General features: G+C 54.5%; 17 protein-coding genes and 1 pseudogene. 15 read left to right on the top strand and 3 right to left on the bottom strand.

The genetic code is table 11. The annotated features are described in order from the left end of the window. Positions 1-61 precede the first annotated feature (61 nt). The 4 genes and pseudogenes from PG722_RS01965 (at position 62) to PG722_RS01950 (ending at position 6,969) form a co-directional block, all read left to right on the top strand. Positions 62-1,506 (top strand): annotated as a pseudogene (locus PG722_RS01965) (4-hydroxyphenylacetate 3-hydroxylase family protein). 191 nt (positions 1,507-1,697) lie between these two features. After that, positions 1,698-2,549 (top strand): transketolase, encoded by an 852-nt coding sequence (locus PG722_RS01960; protein ID WP_270418045.1) that lies wholly within the window; start codon positions 1,698-1,700, stop codon positions 2,547-2,549. 14 nt (positions 2,550-2,563) lie between these two features. Then, positions 2,564-3,529, top strand: a complete 966-nt coding sequence (locus tag PG722_RS01955; RefSeq protein WP_270579489.1) for a transketolase family protein — start codon at positions 2,564-2,566, stop codon at positions 3,527-3,529. Positions 3,530-3,831: 302 nt separating this feature from the next. Continuing rightward, a complete protein-coding gene (locus tag PG722_RS01950; protein WP_270579487.1) occupies positions 3,832-6,969 on the top strand; it encodes an S-layer homology domain-containing protein in 3,138 nt (1,045 codons plus the stop codon). A gap of 501 nt (positions 6,970-7,470) precedes the next feature. On the opposite strand, the gene PG722_RS01945 is transcribed toward PG722_RS01950, so the two are convergent. From PG722_RS01945 to PG722_RS01935, 3 genes are all read right to left on the bottom strand, one after another. Beyond that, complete coding sequence (locus PG722_RS01945) at positions 7,471-8,157, bottom strand: PHP domain-containing protein (RefSeq protein ID WP_117751218.1); 687 nt, start codon at positions 8,155-8,157, stop codon at positions 7,471-7,473. Between the two features lie 140 nt (positions 8,158-8,297). Beyond that, complete coding sequence (locus PG722_RS01940) at positions 8,298-9,320, bottom strand: LacI family DNA-binding transcriptional regulator (protein WP_118564433.1); 1,023 nt, start codon at positions 9,318-9,320, stop codon at positions 8,298-8,300. A 133-nt stretch (positions 9,321-9,453) separates the two neighbouring features. After that, positions 9,454-10,332, bottom strand: a complete 879-nt coding sequence (locus tag PG722_RS01935; RefSeq protein ID WP_192924436.1) for a PfkB family carbohydrate kinase — start codon at positions 10,330-10,332, stop codon at positions 9,454-9,456. Positions 10,333-10,600: 268 nt separating this feature from the next. On the opposite strand from PG722_RS01935, the gene PG722_RS01930 reads away from it, so the two are divergent. From PG722_RS01930 to PG722_RS01880, 11 genes are all read left to right on the top strand, one after another. Further along, entirely contained in the window at positions 10,601-11,374 is a 774-nt protein-coding gene (locus PG722_RS01930; protein ID WP_118284896.1) for an HAD family hydrolase, read from the top strand. Position 11,375: 1 nt separating this feature from the next. Further along, complete coding sequence (locus tag PG722_RS01925; protein WP_118729043.1) at positions 11,376-13,208, top strand: ABC transporter permease; 1,833 nt, start codon at positions 11,376-11,378, stop codon at positions 13,206-13,208. Positions 13,209-13,244: 36 nt separating this feature from the next. Then, complete coding sequence (locus PG722_RS01920) at positions 13,245-14,372, top strand: ABC transporter ATP-binding protein (protein WP_118284894.1); 1,128 nt, start codon at positions 13,245-13,247, stop codon at positions 14,370-14,372. Between the two features lie 65 nt (positions 14,373-14,437). Continuing rightward, entirely contained in the window at positions 14,438-15,673 is a 1,236-nt protein-coding gene (locus PG722_RS01915) for an ABC transporter substrate-binding protein (RefSeq protein WP_117751211.1), read from the top strand. Positions 15,674-15,756: 83 nt separating this feature from the next. Further along, positions 15,757-16,194 carry a hypothetical protein gene (locus tag PG722_RS01910; RefSeq protein WP_118360253.1) on the top strand — a complete coding sequence of 146 codons (438 nt, stop codon included), beginning with the start codon at positions 15,757-15,759 and terminating at the stop codon, positions 16,192-16,194. Between the two features lie 11 nt (positions 16,195-16,205). After that, positions 16,206-17,252, top strand: coding sequence for an endonuclease/exonuclease/phosphatase family protein (locus PG722_RS01905; protein WP_270579484.1), 1,047 nt, complete (start codon positions 16,206-16,208; stop codon positions 17,250-17,252). A 2-nt stretch (positions 17,253-17,254) separates the two neighbouring features. Further along, entirely contained in the window at positions 17,255-18,025 is a 771-nt protein-coding gene (locus PG722_RS01900) for an HAD family hydrolase (protein ID WP_158557264.1), read from the top strand. A gap of 98 nt (positions 18,026-18,123) precedes the next feature. Beyond that, positions 18,124-18,825: an MgtC/SapB family protein gene (locus PG722_RS01895; protein WP_270579483.1), complete on the top strand. Its 702-nt coding sequence runs from the start codon at positions 18,124-18,126 to the stop codon at positions 18,823-18,825. A gap of 357 nt (positions 18,826-19,182) precedes the next feature. Further along, positions 19,183-20,832: a putative manganese-dependent inorganic diphosphatase gene (locus PG722_RS01890; protein WP_270579481.1), complete on the top strand. Its 1,650-nt coding sequence runs from the start codon at positions 19,183-19,185 to the stop codon at positions 20,830-20,832. Between the two features lie 388 nt (positions 20,833-21,220). Next, positions 21,221-21,946: an MgtC/SapB family protein gene (locus PG722_RS01885; RefSeq protein ID WP_117554962.1), complete on the top strand. Its 726-nt coding sequence runs from the start codon at positions 21,221-21,223 to the stop codon at positions 21,944-21,946. Between the two features lie 15 nt (positions 21,947-21,961). Continuing rightward, the gene (locus PG722_RS01880; RefSeq protein WP_117489569.1) at positions 21,962-22,654 is read left to right on the top strand and encodes an MgtC/SapB family protein; all 693 of its coding nucleotides are present in this window, start codon (positions 21,962-21,964) and stop codon (positions 22,652-22,654) included. Positions 22,655-22,656 lie beyond the last annotated feature (2 nt).

The raw sequence follows: 22,656 nt of genomic DNA, 5'->3' as shown, positions 1-22,656 counted from the left end.
AAAAATCGGTGAATCGGCGCTTTTTCCTATTGAAAAGAAAAAGGACAAGGAAGATGATATCATGATGACAAAAGACCAGTACATCGAATCCCTGCGAAAGCTGCACCTCAATCTGTACAGCTTCGGCAAGAAGGTCGAGAACGTCGTGGACAACCCGATCGTTCGTCCGTCGCTCAACTCGTTTGCAGCAACGTACGAGCTGGCAGAGGACCCGCAGTACGAAGATCTGATGACGGCAACGTCCAATCTGACCGGCAAAAAGGTAAACCGTTTACCCATCTGCACCAGTCCACCGATGACCTGATCAAGAAGGTAAAGATGCAGCGTCTGCTCGGCCAGAAGACCGCAGCTTGTTTCCAGCGCTGTGTCGGCATGGACGCAGCAAATGCGGTTTATTCGACTACGTTCGAGACCGATGAAGCGTGCGGCACCAAGTACCACGAGAATTTTGTCAAGTTCTGGACCGATGTACAGAACAACGACTGGGGCGTTGACGGCGCGATGACCGACGTTAAGGGCGACCGCGGTCTGTCTCCGTCCAAGCAGGCGGATCCGGATCTGTTCCTGCACGTTGTCGAGCGCACCGCTGACGGTGTTTACGTTACCGGCGCAAAGGCACACCAGACCGGCTATCTGAACAGCCATTACGTTCTGGTTATGCCGACCATTTCCATGCGTGAAGGCGACGAGGACTACGCGATTTCCTTCGCGTGCCCGACCGATGCAGAAGGCATTACCCTGATTCTGGGCCGCCAGTCCTGCGACACGCGCAAGACCGAGGAATTTAACGACATCGACGTCGGCAACAAGGTTTACGGCGGTCACGAGGTTCTGGTTATTTTCGATCGTGTATTTATCCCGAATGACATGATCTTCCTCAACGGCGAGACCCAGTTCGCAGGCATGATGGTAGAGCGCTTTGCAGGCTATCACCGTCAGTCCTACGGCGGCTGCAAGGTTGGTGTAGGCGATGTGCTCATCGGCGCTACCGCACTGGCAGGTGAGATGGCTGGCTCTGCAAAGGCTTCTCATGTTAAGGATAAGCTGATCGAGATGACCCACCTGAACGAAACCCTGTACTGCTGCGGCATTGCATGCTCGTCTCAGGGCACCAAGACCAAGAGCGGCAACTACCTGATCGATCTGCTTCTGGCGAACGTCTGCAAGCAGAATGTCACCCGTTTCCCGTACGAGATCGCGCGTCTGGCACAGGATCTGGCCGGCGGCATCATGGTTACTCAGCCGTCCGAGGCAGATTACCGCAACCCGGCAACCCACGATTACATCGAGAAGTACCTCAAGGGTGTGGCTTCCGTTCCGACCGAGGACCGCATGCGTCTGCTGCGCCTGATCGAGAACATGACCATGGGCACCGCTGCTGTCGGCTACCTGCCCGAGTCCATGCACGGCGCAGGCTCGCCGCAGGCACAGCGCATTATGATCGCTCGTCAGTCCAACATGGAAATGAAGAAGGAACTGGCGAAGAAGATCGCGCGCATTGGCTAAAGCATAAAGTAAATTCTGTGAGAACTGCTGCATAAGGAAGGTCTGACGGTTCCATGTCAAAATGGAGTATGTCTAACCGGCAGACCGATACGAAAGCGGCAATATCACCGATAAAAACTAACAAGACCCGTCCTTTTTATTGCGGAAGGGCGGGTTTTGTTCTGCAAACCGTAATTTCAAGGAGGAAAGCAATGGATAAGCAAAAACTGCACGAGCTGCGTGTGTTTGCGGCGGAAATCCGTCTGGAAACGCTCAAGGTGATCGCGTCGCGCGGCTTCGGCCATGTGGGCGGCTCGATGTCGATGGCGGATGCTATGGCGGTGCTGTATGGAGAGGTTATGCATATCGACCCGAAGAATCCCCGCTGGGAGGACCGCGACTGGTTCGTTCTGTCCAAGGGTCACGGCGGCCCGGTCATGTATGCGACGCTCGGTCTCAAGGGATACTACCCGATGGAGAGCGCGTACACGCTCAACCAGCCGAACACGAATTTCCCGTCGCATACCGACCGCAGCAAGACCATTGGTGTTGACCTGACAACCGGTTCGCTCGGTCAGGGCATGAGCGAAGCCATCGGCGCGGCGCTCGGCAATCGTGCGCAGAATCGTCCGAGCCGTGTTTACGTTGCCGTAGGCGACGGCGAGTGTGACGAGGGTCAGATCTGGGAAGGCGCGCAGTTTGCCGCACACTACAAGCTGGATAACCTCGTTTGTCTCGTGGACAACAACGGCCGTCAGCTGGACGGCGCGGTTGCCGACGTTATGAGCCACGGCAAGGGTATCGGTGCCAAGTTTGACGCATTCGGATGGAATGTTATTGACGTAGCCGACGGCAACGATGTTGAGCAGATCTATAACGCGCTCGAGCAGGCGAAGGCGTGCAAGGGCAAGCCGACCTGCCTGATTTTGAACACCGTAAAGGGCAAGGGCGCAACCTTTGCCGAGCCGTCCGGCGCACATTCTTCTCAGCCGACCAAGGAGCAGTGGGATGAAGCGATCGCCGCATCCGAAGCCGCTCTGGCTGCAGTGAAAAACGAAAAGTAAGGGAGGGGAACACAATGAGTTTTACTTTGATCGGCAAGCATGAAAAGGACAGCCGCGCCAATCGCGACGGCTATGTAGAAGCCATGCTCGAAATGATGGCGGAAAATCCCAAGCTGATGCACGTTGACTGCGACCTGATGGGCTGCATTAACACCGGAAAGCTGCTGAAGGCGTTCCCGGCCCAGACCTTTAACGCAGGCATCGCGGAGCAGAACGCCATGGGCGTTGCCTCCGGCATGGCCGCCACCGGCCTGACCGTATTCGCGCACTCGTTCGGCTGCTTTGCTGCCCGCCGCATGTTCGATCAGGCATTTCTGGCAGCAGGCTACTCTGAGCTGCCGGTGCATGTGATCGGTTCCGACCCGGGTGTCTGCGCAGCGTTCAACGGCGCAACCCACATGCCGTTTGAGGACTGTGCGCTGTACATGAACATTCCGAACGCGGTCGTTATCGACTCGTGCGACTTTGCACAGACCAAGGCACTGACCAGGAAGCTGGCTGCCTGCGGCAGCCCGTCCTACATGCGTCTGATTCGCAAGGGCTTCACCACGGTTTACGCGGATGGCTCTGATTTTGAGATCGGCAAGGGTGTTACGCTGCGCGACGGCAAGGACGTAACCATTATTGCCTCCGGCATTCTGGTAGACGAGGCACTCAAGGCAGAGGAGCAGCTGGCAGCACAGGGCATTTCCGCCCGCGTGATCGACATGCACACCTGGAAGCCGCTTGACGAGGAGCTGGTGCTCCGTGCGGCTGCAGAGACCGGCTGCATCGTCACCGCAGAGAACCATCAGGTCGGCACCGGTCTCGGCTCTGCCATCACCAACCTGACGAGCGCAAAGAATCCGGTTCCGGTGGAACGTATCGGCATCCAGAACCGCTTCGGTCAGGTAGGCCCGCAGGATTTCCTTATGCAGCAGTATAACCTCACTGCAGAGGATATTGCGGCGGCAGCTCTGCGTGCCATTGCCCGCAAGTAGGGATAATTACAGAAAAGCTCCCGTTGGAACGGTTGATCGGTTCCGGCGGGAGCTTTTCTGCGCGCAGCAGCGGACACGCGTTGAGGAAGAAATGCATAATTTTTGCTTGAAAAGATTGGTGAGAAGTGAGATTGCTTTTCTGACGGAACAGGGATAGAATTATAAGTACAAGTTACGCAAACGTTTGCGAGAAAGAAAACGGAATGCATAACCACACGAATCTGTTGCACGGGGAGGAGGAATGAGATTTCGCTGCAGAATCGAGAAAGAAACAAAATTTTAAGAAAGAGGGTCCGAGATACATGAAAAAACGCATACTCAGTTTGGCACTGTCTGCTGCAATGGCTTTGACGATGCTCCCGACGGGAGCCTTTGCTGCCAGCGACAAGGGAAAGCCGCCGGTATATAATAAGGCAACAGGCTGCTATGAAATCTCTACCCCGGACCAGCTGCTCTATCTGTCCGGCAGCTGGAGGGACGGCGCTCCCCGCGATGGACATTATGTTTTGACTGCCGATATTGATATGACCGGCGTCAAAGGATTTAAGCCGATTGCTTCCAAAAAGGATCAGGGCTTTACCGGCACATTTGACGGTCAGTTCCATGCGATCAAGGGACTGCGCGTAGAATATGAAAAGAAATATGCCGGCCTGTTCGGCTATGTCGGCAATCAGGACGATCAGGCGTATATCAAGGATGTTGCCCTGCTCGACTGCTATGTGACCGGTCAGCAGAATGTCGGCGCTCTGGCAGGCGTAAACTACGGTACGATTACCGGCTGTGTTGTCACCGGTGAGGTAAAGTGCCTGGATCTGTCCAACTCGCACACCGCAGGCGGTATCTGCGGCAAGCTGAAGGAGGGCGAAGGCCCGATCGTCGGTCATGTTGAGGACTGCTATGTCAACGCAGACGTTTCCGCTCCGTATGATGCGGGCGGCGTTGCCGGCATTCAGGACGGCGGCGGCTATCTGGCACGCTGCTTTGCAGCCGGTACGGTCGATACCATCGCAAAGAGCGGCACGGTAGGTCATGCGGGCGGTATTGCAGGCTCGTTCAACGCCGGTGAAACGCTTAAGGACAGCGTTTCTGCACAGACCGTCATCAACGGCGTTGCGGACGTGGATAAGATCGTCGGTCAGCTCGACGACGAGGCAGCTACCAACATCACCGGCAATATTGCATGGGAGGGCACGCTGCTGTCCGGCAACGAGCCGACCGAGCAGCCGATCAAGTGGGAGGATGTTTCCACCGCAAAAATGCAGGATAAGTCCACCTATGAAGCACTCGGCTGGGATATGAGCAAGGTTTGGGACTGGAGTGCCTCCGGCAAGCAGCCTGTTCTGCGCGGCTATGATGCCTCTATCTTCCCGGCAGTGGATTACACCGTCAGCGGCACGCGCATCATCTCCCGCGCGCTGAACACCGCACCGCATAAAGGCAAGGCCGAGGTCTCTGCCCGCATCGTCACCAGCGACAAGGTACAGAGCGCGACCCTGTACTACGGCTATGATTCTTCCAAGGTCGATACCGCTGTTGCCATGAAGGAATCGAATGGCACCTACACCGCTTCTCTGCCGACCGATAAGACCGGCGATATGTTCTACTATATCGAGGTTAAGACCGACAAGGAAACCGTAACCAAGCCGTACACCAAGTCCGAGCCGATCGTGCTGAATATTGATGACGGCAAGGTAAAGGGCGAACCCGATCAGATCACCATTACGCCGGATACCAAGCAGGGCGGCCTGCGCTTCAGCTGGCTGACTGACCCCGCTGTCACCAAGAGCGTTATCCAGTACAAGGTAAAGGGTGCTTCCAAGTGGGAGAGCAAGTCCGGCACCTCTTATGTAGAATCCGTAACCGCAGGCTATAAGGAAAAAGCCGCACATCGTGTGGAAATCACCGGTCTGAAACCGTCTGCCGAGTATGTATACCGCGTAGGCGACGGCGGCAGCTTTATGAGCGAGGAAAAGTCGTTCACCGCACCGAAGTCCGCTTCGGATAAGAATTTCAGCGTTATCTTCTACTCTGACCCGCAGTCTGAGTCCGTAGAGAACTACATGAGCTTCAAGTACTCCATCGACCAGGCACTCAAGATCTGCCCGAATCCGGATCTGATGATCTCCGCAGGCGACACCACCCAGAACGGCTATAAGTCCACCGAATGGGAGGCATGCTTTGACGTTATGGGCGATTACTACGCCAAGTATCCGACCGTTACTGTTGCGGGCAACCACGAGATGAAGGGCGACTGGAATTTCGTATCGTTCGCACAGCGCTTCAATATGTCGGGCGCGAACACCGGCTATCCGCAGTTTGACCGCACAATGGGCTACTTTGAGTACGGCGACGCGATCTTCGTAATCCTGAACGGCGAGGTTACGCCGGCCGACAAGAAGGCAGAGATCATGAAGAAAGAGCTGCAGTGGTGCAAGAGCGTGCTGGATGCTTCCGACAAGAAATGGCGCATCGTTATGACGCACGCAGGCCCGTATACCTCCAACCATGATCCGATGGATGTACGCGACTATTATATCAACGACAGCGAGTATTCGCTCGACGCAATGGGCGTTGACCTGTTCCTCAACGGCCATGACCACATCTATATCCGTTCCACCGTGAAGAACGACATTAAGGTCAATACCGGCGACGGCACGACCTATCTGACCGGCGGTACGGTAGGCAACAAGTTCTACGAGTACATTCCGGCTCGTTCGGACTACTCCACCGATTTCTACACCGATGAAGAGGATAAGCAGGTATTCTCCATCATCGAGTTCAGCGAGAATTCCATCAAGGGCACCGCTTACCAGAAGCAGGATGAGGACAACTGGAACAGCTTCAAGGCAGTGGACAGCTACGAGATCCGCAACACCCTGCGCGAAGGCAAGGACGCAGAGGACTTTACCGATATTCCGGCAGGCGCATGGTACTATGATGCGGCGCAGTATGTCACCAAAAACGGTCTGCTCTCCGGTGATAAGGCTTACGAGTTCGGCGCGAACAAGGCGCTGACCCGTGCACAGGTCGCACAGGCACTGTACAATCTGGCAGGCCAGCCCAAGACCAAGCTGACTGACAGCTTCAGCGATGTTCCGGTAACGCATCAGGCTCGCACCGCGATTGCATGGGCAGAAAAGACCGGTATCATGCAGGGTGTCGGCGGCGGCAAATTCTCGCCCGACCGCAGTGTGACCCGTCAGGAGGCAGCAACGCTTCTGACCCGTCAGCGCAAGCTGAGCGGTGAGGATACCGCGGCAGACAGCAGCATCGTCAAGCAGTTTACCGACGGCAGCACGATTGCCGACTGGGCAGCAGCAGGCGTAGCCTACTGTGCAAAGACCGGTCTGGTGCAGGGCAAGCCGGGCAAGGTATTTGCGCCGAAGTCTACCATCACCCGTGCGGAGATGGCGACCATCATGCAGCGCATTGCAGCATGATCCTTTGAAAGATAAACCATAAACGGGGGCGCAGCCGGCGGCTGTCGCTGCCCGGAACAGAAAAAACTCCGCAAGCGTTTTCGCTTGCGGAGTTTGTGTTTTCTGAGGAGCAGCTTACTTGCGGCTGGTGCGGTGTGCAGTGAACAGCTTAGTGGTGCCGGGATCGCAGGACAGCTCAAACATAGCGGTGTTCATCAGAAACTTGGAAAAATTCTTACGCATTACAATTACCTCAATTCAGTCTTGTTTTTTTTACTGATGATATTCTACCAGATTACTTTGTGCAAAACAAGCGCAAACGTATACGGAATATACAATGAAATAAAAATACTTTTATGCAGAATGAACAATAGAAAAGGCAAACTGCATGAAATAAGAAGAATAAAAGGTGAAATACAAACGGAAAACGTTTGCGGTGCACTGGGGATAAAGCGTGATGTACGACAAAAAAGCTGCTGTTGCGTTGGGGCAACAGCAGCTTTTACATGGTATCGTTTTGTCTCAATCCTCGGTGCATTCGGGACGGATGATGGTATAGTTGCCCGAACGCAGCAGATCTGCAAGACCGAAGCTGTCTTCGGGGAGGGTGTCGGACAGAATACCGGTCGTACCCTGATCACCGGGACGGTGGCAGTCCGATCCGGCCGTCATGATGAGATGATGCTCCTTGGCATAGGCCAGCGCAAGATCGTTATGGCTGTCATGGCGGGGGTTGAGGTTGAGCACCTCGACGCCGTCCAGATATTCCGCCGGAGCGGGGGTGCATTTTTTGCGGAACGGGTGTGCCTGCACGAGCAGTGCGCCGTCTGCGCGGTATTGCGGGGCAAAGGCCGCCAGACCCTCGCGCATGACGCGATCCGGATCGGCCAGCAGGGCATCGTGAAAGCCGTACAGCAGATAATCATTGTCCGATTCGTCAAAACGCAGTTCAGCACCCGCATACACGCGGATATTGTATTTTTCGGACACTTTTTTCAGCCGGTGATAGCCCTGCAGGAAGGCCTGCGTTTTACTGCCGGGGGTGGTCAGATCAATTTCGGCATAGTCGAAGCATTCACGGTTGTAGTGGTCGGTGACGCAGATCGCGTCATAGCCGCAAGCGGTATAATACTTCATAATGGCCTCTGCGCCAAGCCAGCCGCAGCGGGAGATGTAGGTGGTATGCAGATGGGTTTCAATGCGGTACATAAGCTCCTCCTTTTGGTGTATGAGAATGCCGCAGAATCCTGCGGCATTCTCAATCAGCAGCGCTGCGGTTGACCTGTTGGTGTATTGTGTGTGATAAAAGGGTTAAGAGAGAAAGGCGGTCGGTGCGCAGTGCTGTGGATTTATTTTTTTGATGCGCGGCATGAGCTGCGCGAAACCAGTGTCGGACGGATCATGCGGTGCGTGAACTCGTCCTGCTCATCCGAATCAATGATGCGCGTGAGCAGATCAACGGTGGCTTCTGCAAGAAGCTGCTTGCGCTGATCGACGGTGGAAAGCTCGATCTTTGGCAGTGCGGAATAAATGATGTTGTCAAAGCCGAGCAGGGAAATATCATCGGGGACAGAGATGCCGTATTCGTCTGCTGCCTGCAATACGCCGAGCGCCATGGAATCGGTCGAGGCGAAGATCGCAGTGGCGGAACAGCCGTTTGCGAACAACTCCCGGCTGAGTGCACAGCCGATGTCGATCGAGGAGCAACCATGCGGATTGTCGATGACCTGCGGGGTGATACCTGCTTTTTCCAGTGTTTCGGTAAAGCCGCGCAGACGAAGCTGGTGCGTCAGGCTGTTGGGGCGGTTGCCCAGATAGACAATGTCACGGTGGCCGAGCTCCAGCAGATGCTCTGCTGCCAGACGGCCGCCTGCCAGATTATCAATGCAGACCGAGTTGACCTCATCGCCGCTGACGAGTGCCGGCGTTCCGAGCAGAACGGTAGGCAGTCGGGGAGCGAAATTCTGGATCATGGTTCCTGCATCCTGCTGTGAGCTGGCGAGGATGATGCCGTCAACCTGATGACTGATCAGGAAACCGAACAGCTCTTCGGTCACTTTGGGATCATTCTGCCCATTGCACAGGATCATGTTGTAGCCGAGGCTGCGTGCGTGCGTTTCGATGCCGAGAGAGAGTTCGGCATAGAACGGATTGGTCACCTCGGGAACGATCAGGCCGATGACGTTGGTTTTATTGCAGATCAGACTGCGTGCGAGTGCATTGACACGGTAGCCCTCCCGTCGGCAGATTTCCAGGATCCGCTGGCGGGTTTGCTCGCTCAGTTCAGGCGAATTGCTGAGTGCGCGGGAGACGGTAGAAGTCGAAACACCGGCAATGCGGGCGATATCTTTGATGGTAATGTGCTGTCGCATAGATGCCGCTTCCTTCCCATAGTAGTTTTAATAAGAATATAATACCGTATTTGCCGGGGAAAGACAAGGATAACGGCAGAAGGCGGGAAAAATATCAGATATGTTCCGGGTGCCGAAGCGGTTCCGGATGGACTCAGGCGTAAAATTCCTTGATATAGTCGAGGACAGCCTGTTCGGGACCCTGCAGCGGACCGGGGGTTTCCATTTTGAGCGAAACGGCTGCGGTAGCGAACAGCAGCGCGTCCGGGATGGAAACGCCCATCATGCGCTTGGCAAGATAAGCACCGAAGGTGGTATCACCGCGTCCGGTACGGCCGGACAGATTGCGTGCCTTGACCGGGCAGGTATAATAGTCCTTGCCGTCATAGACCAGCATTTCGCTGTTGTGCGAGATCAGGATCTCCTTTGCGCCCCATTCATAAAGCTGCTTGGCGGCGGCGCGGCGGTCGGTCAGACCGGTGAGGATCTCGGCTTCTGCCGCATCGGTTTTGAGAAAATCAAAATAGGGGAGATAGGTCAGCTTGTCTTTCCAGTCGTGGAAGTTCATCAGGCCGTTTTCGTTGTGCCGGAGAAATCCCTGAATATCTGCGGATACCTTGCCTTTTTTGGAAAGCGCGGGGATCAGCTCGTTGGGGAAATCGCCGTACAGCAGACCGGCCAGATGATACAGGCCGCAGTCCACATCGGGGATCTGATCGGGAGTGATGGCATCCGACTGTGCCAGGCATTCGGCCTTGCGGCGTTCGCGGTCGGCGGTGAAGTAGGTGTTCTGCATCAGGGTGGTGCATTGGGCGGGCAGCACGGCGATATGGTCGCTGTCCAGATGAAATGCATCCAGTACATCGGTATCGTCCGGATGGATCTTGACTGAAGCGAAAAGGTTTGCGGAAGCGGCTGCGGCAGCGTATGCACAGAAGAATACAGCGCCGCCGATTTCGCGGACTTCCTGACCGGTATAGTCGATATTGATGTCCCGCGTGGCGGGTCCGATCAGCATAAGATCATATTTCATACGAATCCTTCTTTCTTATTTCTACGGAAACGTTTGCGTTGATTACAGTATACGGGAATATGGAGAGAAAAGCAACTGTGCATAATTAACGAAAACACCTGGATGTAAATTGTGAATATCATAAAACTTTGATAGGAGAATGTGATTTTTTATTGACATAGCCGGGAGATAGTGGTACGGTTGAATCAGGAAATGAAAACGTTTGCGTAAAACGTGATGCAAATGAAAATGCAGGAGTAAAGAAAAAAGGGAAGAGAGAGGAGTTGTTATGATACAAGCTGTTTTCTTCGATATTGGAGGAACCGTACATACACAGGACGCTACCCCGGAGAGTGACCGCGATTATATCCGCCGACTGTGGTGCTTCCTTCATATGAATCATATTTACACAGCAGAAACGCCGGAGCAGCTTCTGGAGCACATCAATGCAGGCGCCAAAGCATACAAGGCCTATACCGAACAGGAACTGATCGAGCTGCCGCCGGATGTGATCTGGCAGAAGTTCTTCCTGAAGGACTTTGACATTCCGGCAGAAAAACTTGCGGGACTGGGCGAGGAGCTCTGCTACATGTTCGACCGATACCGCAAGCACATCGTCAAACGCGAGGGGCTGAAGGAAACGCTGGAGGCTCTCAGGCAGCGCGGGTATCGGCTGGGTGTAATCTCCAACATTATGAGCACGACCTTCGTACCGCGCATTCTGGAGGAACACGGCATAGCGCAGTATTTTGAAACGATTACGATGAGCAGCGTCTGCGGTATCCGCAAGCCGCGGCCGGAGATTTTCGAGATCGCGCTGAACGAAATGAGAATCGGGAAAGAACAGGCGGCCTACGTCGGAGATACCATCTCTCGCGATGTGCGCGGCGTGCGGAACGCCGGATGGCCGCTGATGATTCAGATCGATAACCCTCGCATTTATCACAAAGACGAAAAGTACCGCGGCATGGGGTATGAGCCGGATGTCAAGATCGGCTCGCTGCCCGAAGTGGTAACCGCGGTGGAACAATACAATCGGAATTTGAAGGAGGGGCAAAACTGAAATGAAACCAAAAGATCAGAACTACTCCAAATCCAGAAGGTTAAAGAACCAGATCAAGGCGGTTGTCACCAACCCATATAACCTGATCGTGCTGATCGCGATTGTGCTGCTGACCTACTTGATCGTTCTTCCTCTGCTGGATATGATTTCGACCTCGTTTACGCTGGCACAGAAGGATGCACGACTGGCGGGCGGCACAGCGGGATCGTTCACATTGTATTACTGGCAGCGCCTGCTCGGCAGCGCACTGACCAAGCAGATGCTGCTCCAGCCGCTGTTCAATTCGCTGCTGATCGGTGTCTGCGTATCGTTCTTCGCCATCCTGATCGGATCGGTTCTTGCATGGCTGATGGTCCGCACGGATCTTCCCTTCAAGCCGTTCTTCTCGCTGGCAGTTATCATTCCTTATATGATCCCGAGCTGGTGTAAATCGCAGGCATGGCTGACCATGTTCAAGACCGAACGCATCGGCGGTTCGCCAGGCTTCCTGATGAGTCTCGGCATCAATGTTCCCGACTGGCTGGCATACGGCCCGGTCGCGATCATCACCGTGCTTTCGCTTCATTATTACGCATATGCGTATCTGCTGGTTTCCGCAGCACTGAACTCCATCAACTCCGAGCTGGAGGAGATGGGCGAGATCCAGGGTGCCGGCAAGGCGACCATTCTCCGCAAGATCACCTTCCCGCTGGTACTGCCGGCTATGCTTTCCGCCGTTATCCTGACCTTCTCCAAGGCGATCGGCACCTTCGGCGTTATCAACTACTTGGGCTCTAAGGTCAATTTCGTGACCCTGTCCAGCCAGCTGTACATGAACAGCAAGTCCCAGAATACCCAGACCGCGTTTGCCATGGCACTCATCATGATCTGCATCGCTTCGATCTCGGTATTCGTCAACCAGAAGCTGATCGGCTCGCGCAAGTCCTACGCCACCATCGGCGGCAAGGGCGGCCGTTCCACCCCGATCCGTCTGGGCAAGCATAAGCTGCTGATCACGGCCGTGCTGTTCCTGTTCTTTGTTTTCGGCATCATCATGCCGATCGCACTGCTGATCCTCGAGTCCTTTATGCTCCGGCAGGGCGACTACTCACTGTCCAACCTGACGCTGCACTACTGGATCGGCGATCCGATCGCAACGGTAATGGAAGGCCAGCCGGGTATCTTCAAGAATGCTAACTTTATCAATTCGCTGATCAATTCCCTCAAGCTGACGTTTGTAAACGGTGTATTCGGCACCATCTTCGGTCAGATCATCGGTTATATCTGCGCCAAGGGCCGCGGCAAGCTGCACGGCAAGGTCGTAGAGCAGCTGGTATTTATTCCGTATCTGATCCCGTCCATCGCATTCGGCGGTATCTTCCTGTCGATGTTCTCCCGTCCGCAGCAGCTGTTCGGTGTAACACTGGTTCCGTCCCTGTACGGCACGTTCGCCCTGCTGACCATTACCTCGGTCGTCAAGCATCTGCCGTTCGCTTCCCGCGCCGGCACCTCCAATATGCTGCAGATCGGCGGCGAGCTGGAGGAAGCAGCCGAGATTGCAGGCGCAGGCTTCTTCAAGCGCTTTATTCGCATTGTATTCCCGCTTTCCAAGGGCGGCTTCATTTCGGGCTTCATGCTGATCTTCGTTTCCATTATGAAGGAACTCGATCTGATCATCCTGCTGATGACCCCGAAAACCTCCACGCTGCCGTATTTGGCATTCCAGTATCAGAACAGTAACTCTCCGCAGGCTTCTGACTGCGTGGCAATCGTCATGTTCTCCATCGTATTCCTGGTATACGCACTGGCGAATATCTTTGGCGACGCAGATCTGGCGAAGAGCATGGGCGGTTGATCCGCATGGTATAACCGGAAAAAAGGAGTTTGGAAAATGAGCAAAATTGAACTGAAGCATATTGATAAATTCTACGGTAAGAACCACATTCTGAAGGATGTAAACCTCACGATTGAAGACGGTGACTTTATGACGCTGCTCGGCCCGTCCGGCTGCGGCAAAACCACCACGCTGCGTGTAGTATCCGGCTTGGAGAAGCCGCAGAACGGCACCATTCACATGGACGGCAAGGAAATCGTCAACGCTGCGGAGGCTCATTTCGCGCCTCCGAGCGAACGTGACCTCAACCTGGTATTCCAGTCCTATGCATTGTGGCCGCATATGACGGTGCGTGAGAACATCGCGTTCGGTCTGAATATCCAGAAGCTGCCCAAGGATGAGGTAGATCGCCGCATCAAGGATGCCCTTGGACGAATGCAGATCGGCCAGTATGTAGACCGTTACCCGTCCGAGCTGTCCGGCGGCCAGCAGCAGCGTGTTGCAATCGCCCGCGCTATCGCTTCCGAGCCGCATCTGCTGCTGATGGATGAGCCGCTGTCCAACCTGGATGCAAAGCTCCGCGTGGATATGCGCAGCGAGCTCAAGCGTCTGCACACCGAAACCGGCACGACGATGATCTACGTTACCCACGATCAGGTCGAGGCGCTGACCATGTCTACCAAGATCGCGATTTTCCGCGAAGGCATCATCATTCAAGTGGCACCTCCGCTGGAGCTGTACAACAACCCCGCAAACCTGTACGTTGCGGACTTCATCGGCAACCCGCGCATCAACTTTGTTGACGGCAAGGCAGAGGTTTCCGCTTCCGGTCTGACAGTAAACAGCGTGCTGGGTCGGATGACATTCCCGACCGATCATCTCAAGGACGAGAATATGCCGCGGGAAGCATCGTTCGATGCAGTGCTCGGCATTCGTCCGGAGCAGATTGCCATCAACACCTCGCGTCAGTCCCCGTCCGACATCGAAGCGCATATCTACACCTCGATGCCTGCCGGATCCGAGACTCTGGTCACCGTCAAGGTCGGTGGCGTGAGCATGGTCATTAAGGCACTCGGCATTACGCATTACAACCCGGATCAGGTGGTCTATCTGTCGATCGACACCACCAAGATCAACGTATTTGATAAGAAAACCGAAAACCTCATCAAGTATTCGGTTGAATAAGCACCATACCATCCATTCGCACTTTCACAAGAAAAAAAGAGAGGAAACTGAAGGAGGAAAAACAAATGTTACAGCACAAGCGCACTTTAGCAGGTATTCTGGCAGCAACAATGATGTTCTCGCTGACCGCGTGCGGCGGAGGCGGAGCGACGACGGACCCGGGCAGCGATGCTGCACAGGATCCGAATGAGGCAGCGGCAGCGGGCACGCTCCAACTGAGCGAGTGGGAAGAGTCCTCCGGTATCTTCAACACGGATGAGACCGATGAGGAACTGTACGAGAAGGCGAAGGAAGAGGGCAAGGTAACCATCTATTCGATTTCCTCCCGTATCACCAAGGTCGCCAATGCCTTTATGGAGAAGTATCCCGGCGTTGAAGTAGAGCCGTTCGATATTTCCACCAACGAGCTGTTGGAAAAGGTTACCCGTGAGTATGATGCCGGTCAGCACGTTGCCGACGTGGTGCATATCAAGGATCAGGACGGTACGCTGTACAACGAGTATATTCTGCCGCGCAAGTTCTATAACTACAAGCCGGCAGATATCCTGTCGCACATTGATGAAAAGTACACCAAGACGCAGACCCCGATGTATGTCGAGCTGACGCAGCTGTTCTACAACAGTGAAGCTTATCCGGACGGTTCTCCGGTGACGAATATCTGGCAGCTGACCGAGCCGGACTGGAAGGGCCGTGTCATGATGCAGAACCCGCTGGATAATCTGGCATGGGGCTCCTGGATCACCGGTTTCTGCGTAGGCGATGTTCCGGATGAGCTGGCTGCTTCCTACAAGGAGCTGTACGGTAAAGAGCTGACGCTGTCTGACGGCTGCGAGAACGCAGGCTATGAGTTCCTCAAGCGTCTGCATGACAACGAACCCATCTTCACCTCTTCTTCTGACGAGATCGCGGAAGCTGTAGGTACCAAGGGTCAGACCAATCCGCCGATCGGCTTCTGCGCTTCCTCCAAGCTGCGTAAGAACGAGGATAACAACTGGTGCCTCGCTCCGGTAAACCTCGAGCCGACCACTGGTATCCCGCAGATCAACACCCTGTACGTTGTCGGCGAGTGCGAGCATCCGAATGCTGCCAAGCTGCTGGTCCGCTTCATGATGGGCGGCGCAGACGGCGATGTATCCGGCTACAAGTACTTCAATACGCTGGGCGGCTGGCCGGTACGCGATGATATCGAACCGGCTGAGGGTTCCACCCCGTACAGCGAGCTGCACGTTTCTGATTTCAATGTTACCGATATCTATGAGAACATCAACCCGGTTCGTGATTTCTGGACGCTGCTCGGCTAAGACGTAATCAAAAGAGAAAACGATACGGACGCGGCAGGCTGAAAAGCCTGCCGCGGATAGTAAAAGCGGAAGGAGCATACAGAATGGCTTTATTCGTAACCAAGGAAGGCAAGCGCAAGAGTCCGATGGCAGTTACCTGCTTTTTCGTGGATCTGCTGTTCTGTCTGGTATTCGGCGGTATGTATGCACTGCTGACCGGCGTACTGCATGACAATCTGCCTCTCGGCGGAGGCATGGCAGAGAACTGGATCCACTGCGGTCTGATCTCTGTGGTGGGTACTGCGGTCTGCTGCATCCTGTTTCTGCTGCCGGATAAGCGGATCGTGCCTTACAGCTTTGCGAGCCTGCCGGTTATCACGATCATGTGCGTGGTCGCAGCGTTCCAGCTGGAGCCTGCTGCCCGGAATATGATGCTGTATGTGACCTTCCTGTATACCTTGATGCCGATCCTTGTCGGCAACGCGGTATCGTGGACGCTATATTTCAAGCTGTACAAAAAACCGATGCCGCGCCGCCTGTAAAGGGGAGCAGTATGGAAAAACTGACAAAAGAGTGCGTGCTGCAATCTGCGGCACGGTTGGAGCAGGAATCGCAGGATGCGGTGATGCGGGATATTCCTCAGTTTTTTGAGGCGGAGATCGTGACCCGGTTTGCGGGTGCGGTGCCGCAGAAGAAAGAACTGAATCCGCTGGTGTTCAATATGGAGCGGGGCATATGTCTTGCTGAAACAGTAGATTTTCTCCGGGAATGCCCGGCGCTGCGGCCGTATGACCTGATCCTGGCCAATGAGCTGGATAGCGGCTGTGCCCGGTCGGGCGAGCGGGATACTGCCGCAGAGATTGCCCGTGCGCTGGGAATGCAGTATGTGTTCGGGCTGGAGTTTGTCGAGCTGAAGGACGCTGCACACGGGTTTCACGGCAATGCAATCTTTTCGCGCTGGCCGATCCTGTGGGCAGAGGTGCTCCGTCTGCCGGAGCAGTATAACTGGTATCATGACCGACAGAAGCGCATCGGCGGCCGCAATGCGGTTTTTGCAAAGTTGGATGTGCAGGGACAGGAGGTCGGCGCGGTATCCATCCATCTGGAAAACCGGACGAGCGGCGCGGGCCGCCTGCAGCAGATGAAAGCTGTACTGCAGGAGGTTGAGCGTGTATTTCCGGGGATTCCCGTTGTGCTGGGCGGCGATCTCAATACCAATACCTTTGACGGACGCGATAAGGCGGTGATTCGTCATCTGCGTGACGAGCCGGAGGAACTGGCTGCGGCGATCAAAATGATCGACCTGTATGAACCGCTTCTGCAGGACTGCACCGCAGCAGGCTATGCATGGCGGGCGGCTTCGGGCGGTGCGGACTGCACACGGCGCAAACCGCTGCCGGAGGGCGGCTGCCTGCATATGAAGCTGGATTGGTTGCTGCCGCGCGGCTTTACCGTGCACTGCAGCAGTGTGATTTCTACACTGACGGCAGACTGCGGCTTTGCTGCGCAGGACAGTGCGCTGGCCCGGTATACACAGCCGGAGCTGAGCGATCACAATGTGGTTCGTGCCTCCCTTGCACTGCCGCAGAAGGAGGAGTAAACGTGATTAACACTATATTATTTGATATGGGAGGAACGCTCGAGGATATCTGGTATAATGATCAGACGATTCACTCGGTTACCGGAGAGTTGCGGACGTTCCTCAATGAACATGATTTGGGTACAGGCTGTAATGACATTACCTTCTGGAACAAGCTGAACAGCGGTATCCGTACCTACAAACAATGGAGCGAATCCAACGAACTGGAGAAAAAACCGGAGGAAATCTGGCCGGAGTATTATATGGCGGACTTCAATCTGGACCGTGAAAAACTGCAGGAGGTAGCGGAACGGCTGGCCGGCATGTGGGAAGTGACCTATTATCACCGCGAGCTTCGTCCGAAGGTCAAGGAGACTCTGGAGGAACTGAAAAAACGCGGGTATCATCTGGGCGTCATCTCCAACACGGCATCGCTTTATTCGGTGTTCGATGTGCTGGAGCAGTACGGAATCCGCGATTATTTTGAAGATGTTACCCTGTCCAGCGTGACCGGATACCGGAAACCGCATCCGTCTATTTTCCAAATCTCGCTGCGCCAGATGCAGGCGAAGCCGGAGGAATGTGCCTATGTGGGAGATACGATCTCGCGTGATATCATCGGTGCAAAGCGAATGCATTTTGGTGCCGCGATCCAGATCCAGTCGTTCCTGTCGGCGCAGAAGGATGCCGGTGTAGATGCTGCTTACCAGCCGGATCATATCATTCGGGAATTGCCGGAGCTGGTGGATTATCTGGAGGAGCGAAATCGAGCAGAGCGCTTGACGATGCAATAAGAAAAAGAACGTAACCGTAACAATCTCTCTCTCTTTTTCTGACCGTACCCTGCCATTGCAGGGTGCGGTCAAATATTTTAGACAGGAGGGAAACGAAAATGGGGAAAATTACAGTGGTGGATATCGTGCTGCGGCTGCTGGGTGCAGTGATCGTCGGGTTTGCCGTCGGCGCGCAGCGCGCACGGACCTCGCATCCGGCAGGAATCCGCACACATATTCTGGTAGCACTCGGCTCGTGTGTGGTCATGGTGACAAGCTGCATCCTGTATGAGCAGACGATCGCAGTATTTGGGACAACGCCCTCTGACCCGGCGCGACTGGGTGCACAGGTCATCAACGGCATCGGTTTTCTGGGTGCCGGTGCGATCCTGCGTGAGGGATTTACCGTTCGCGGACTGACAACGGCGGCCAGTGTCTGGGTCGTTGCCTGTCTCGGTCTGTCGGTCGGCATGGGATACTATGTGCTCACGGCGGTCGGTACGGTGATTGCCTTTGTAACACTGGTGGCGTTTGACGGGATTCAGGAAAAAATCCGCACCAGAAGCCGCTCGGAACTGGATCTGCAGATCGAATGTGACCATATGGGCGACATCATGGTGGAACTGTCGCATCTGGCAGAACGGCATTTTGCGAAGCTGCTTGATCTGTCCTTCAGCAGAACTCCGCATAACACCTATATCATCAGCTTCCGTGCAAGCTTTCCACCGAACGGATATGAGTCCGCGCAGAATGCATTCCGTCAGGAGCTGGCAGGTGTTTCCGGCATGATCCGCATGGAAAATCATAATGACCATATCTAAGGCAACACCGCATAATTAGAGCAGCGGCTTCTTGCGCAGGCTCCGGTCGCGCTGCCGCGGTTTCTTGCGCAGGCTCCGGTCGCGCTGCCGCGGCGCTTGGCAGAAATTTTGTGCCCTGACCTTGCTGTGCTTTTATGTTAATACATCAGGTATTGCTGTAAGATCACGCCTCGTCCGTACAGAAAAATTTGCTTGCAGTATTATGCGGTATTGTCCTATTTCTTCCCGAGGGGAACAGCAGCACCCGAATCAGTGGCATGGTCGGTGCTGCTGTTTCCTTTTACCCGCAATCATACACCGTCGGGGAAACCACAGCAGTTCCCGCGGTCATTTCTCAGACAAAGGAGTCGGTACAGTATGAACCCGGTTTTTGTTATCGGACATCGTAATCCGGATACAGATTCGATCTGCTCTGCAATCTGTTATGCAGAGCTTAAGCACAGGCTGACCGGAGAACCATATATCCCCTGCCGGGCAGGCCATGTCAATACAGAGACCAAATTTGTCCTGGAGCGCTTCGGCGTAAAAGCGCCGCGTTATATCAAGTCGTTTGAGCCGTGTCTGAGCGATGTGCAGTACCGCAGGATCCCCGGTATTGATGAGGAGATGTCGCTGCACCGCGCATGGAATTACATGAACGAAAATGATATTCAGACGCTGGCCGTTGTCGATGAGGAGCGTCATCTTAAAGGACTGCTGACGCTGAGTGATATCGCGCGCTTCTATATGGAGGATAAGGACGCGAACGCACTGGCGGAGGCCGGCACAAGCTATCGCAATCTGGTGGATGTATTGGATGGTACGCTGATTGTCGGTGATATCGAAAAGCGGTTCGAGCAGGGCAGCGTGGTAGTTGCGGCAGCCAATCCGGATGTTCTGGAGGATTATATCGGGCCGCGTGACATGGTCATTCTTGGCAATCGCTATGAGAGTCAGCTCTGCGCCATTGAGATGAACGCGGGCTGCATTATTATTGGGCTCGGCGCGAAAGTCTCGCGTACCATCCGCAAGCTGGCAAGTGAAAATCAGGTATCCATCATCGCAACGCCGCTGACGACATACAGCTGCGCCAAGGTGGTCAGCCAGGCTGTGCCGGTGCGCCATGTCATGCGCCGCAGGGGACTGATCACCTTTGAACCCGATGATGTGGTAGAGGATGTAAAGCGCGCAGTATCCAAAAAGCGTATGCGCTACTATCCGCTGCTGGATGAGCAGGGACGGTATATCGGAATGTTTTCTCAGCGCAATCTGCTGGATCTGGAGCGTCCGTCGGTCATTCTGGTCGATCACAACGAGCGGGATCAGGCGGCAGATGGTATTCGTTCGACCAATATCATTGAGATCATCGATCATCACCGCATTGATTCGGTTGAAACGAGCGGGCCGATCTATTTCCGCAATCAGCCGCTCGGCTGTACCGCGACCATTATCACAGGAATGTATCATGAGCATAATGTGCCGATCGAACCGAAAATCGCGGGTCTGCTGTGTTCTGCGATTCTGTCGGATACACTGATGTTCCGTTCTCCGACCTGTACGCCGCTCGACCGCGCTGCCGCAGAGGAGCTGGCGCAGATCGCAGGTCTGGACATCAGAGAGTACGCAACGGAGATGTTTCGCTCCAGCTCGCGCCTGCGCGACCGTTCGATGGATGAGTTGTTCCACATGGATTTCAAGTACTTTCAGGTGCAGAATAAAAAAATCGCCATTTCGCAGATCACGAGTGTCAGCGAGAATGAGCTGAACGGCATCCGGGATAAAATGCTGGGCTATATGGAGGACTATCTCAAGACGAGCGGACTGTCCATGCAGTTTGTCATGCTGACCAATATCATCGAGGAAAAGACCGAACTGCTTTATGTCGGCCGGGGTGCAAAGAGTCTGGTGCATACCGCGTTCCGCAAGGAATGCGGGGAGCATTCGGTCGTGCTGCCGGGTGTAGTCAGCCGCAAAAAGCAGATGGTAACGCCGCTGCTCAGCGCAATGGAGGAGGAAGGGACCATGTAAGGCGGAAGTGCCTTGTGCTGCGTGCAGGCGCAGTTCGTGCGATGCAGAATGAATACCCCCGTCCTGCACAATCTGTGCAGAATGGGGGTATTTACGCTCTGCGGAAGGGAAAAAACAGTTCGGAGAGGGTGCATCGAAATAAAAATTTTCACAAATGCAGATATTTAGAACTTAATATATAATAAAATTGTGATAATTAAATACACAAACGTTTGCGAATGTACAAATTACACAAAAATAAACAAAATACTTCTTACAATGTGAGGGATGAAACTTTGCCTGATTCGGTGTTATACTGTATATATACCAAGGAGCGCAGGGTGTAAAACGACCATTAGCGCAAACGTGTGCGTAAACGGTTTCCGCAGGAAATGAGGAGGAGCAGAACATGACAGAAACGATTGCATATCTTCGCGAATTTCACTTTGCATCGGTCGTGCTGCGGCTCGCTCTGGCTATGCTGCTCGGCGGCTGCATCGGTCTGGAGCGGGAACGAAAACGCCGTCCGGCGGGCTTCCGTACATATATGCTGGTGTGTCTGGGTGCAACGCTGACCGTGCTGCTCAGCCTGTACGAATTTACCATGGTGACAGGGCCGTGGTCGGATATTTGCGCAGAGATCGGCATAAAAACCGACGTTTCCCGTTTCGGCGCACAGGTCATCAATGGCATCGGCTTTCTCGGCGCAGGCACGATTCTGGTCACCGGCCGTCAGCAGGTCAAGGGACTGACTACCGCCGCCGGCTTGTGGGCTTCGGCGTGTACCGGCCTTGCGGTCGGCGCGGGATTTTACGAGTGCGTACTGATCGCGTTTGCTATGATCTTTCTGAGCATCCGCCTGTTCCCGATCGTGGATGCATACATTCAGGAAAACGCGCGCGATATCAATCTATATCTGGAGTTTAACTCAATGGACGATGTCAGCACGATCATCAATCAGCTGAAGGCACAGAATGTGCAGATCTACGACATCGACATCGAGCGCAACCGGAGCGGTGAGCAGCTGCATCCAAGCTCGATCTTTTCGATTCGTCTGAATGAAAAAATACCGCATACGCAGCTGCTGTCCGAACTGGCCGGTCTGGATTGTCTGTGTGTGATCGAAGAGCTGTAACGGGAGGGAAGCAATATGTTATCTGTTTTTGACGGTCTGCGCAGCGTTACCACGCTCTCCGTATTTGTGCGTCTCGCCTGTGCATTTATCTGCGGCGGCATCATCGGCATCGAGCGCTCGTACAAGCGCCGTCCGGCAGGCTTCCGCACGCATATCCTCATCTGCATCGGTGCAGCGATCACCACGCTGACCAGTCAGTATCTGTATCTGAATATGCATTATTTCACTGATATGGCGCGTCTGGGCGCGCAGGTTGTTGCCGGAATCGGCTTCATCGGTGCCGGTACGATCATCGTCACCAAACGGCAGAATGTGAAGGGACTGACAACGGCGGCCGGACTGTGGACCTCGGCTATCATCGGTCTGGCGTTCGGCGGCGGCTTTTATGAGGGCGGCATTCTGGCCACCGGCTTTATCATGCTGGCAGAGCAGGTGTTCTCGCGGCTGGAGTACCGTGTGTTGGAGCACGTTCCCGAGATCAATGTGTATATGGAATATGAGGATAAAACGTGTCTGGACGATGTGCTGCAGCTGTACCGCAGATGTGATGTCAAAGTGCTGAATATCCAGATCACCCGTGCGGCGGAAAACGGTGAGCACAATGCCTGTGCCATCTTCACACTGCGCCTGCCGCGCAGCTGCACGGTAAACCGTCTGATGACACTGGTCGGCGAGCGTAAAGGCATCGTGTCGGTCGAGGAACTGTAAAA

This window comes from Butyricicoccus sp. OF27-2pH9A (assembly GCF_027693185.1).
In the GTDB taxonomy this organism is placed as follows: Bacteria; Bacillota; Clostridia; order Oscillospirales; family Butyricicoccaceae; genus Agathobaculum; species Agathobaculum butyriciproducens.
This window is presented reverse-complemented; position numbering and strand designations above follow the sequence as displayed.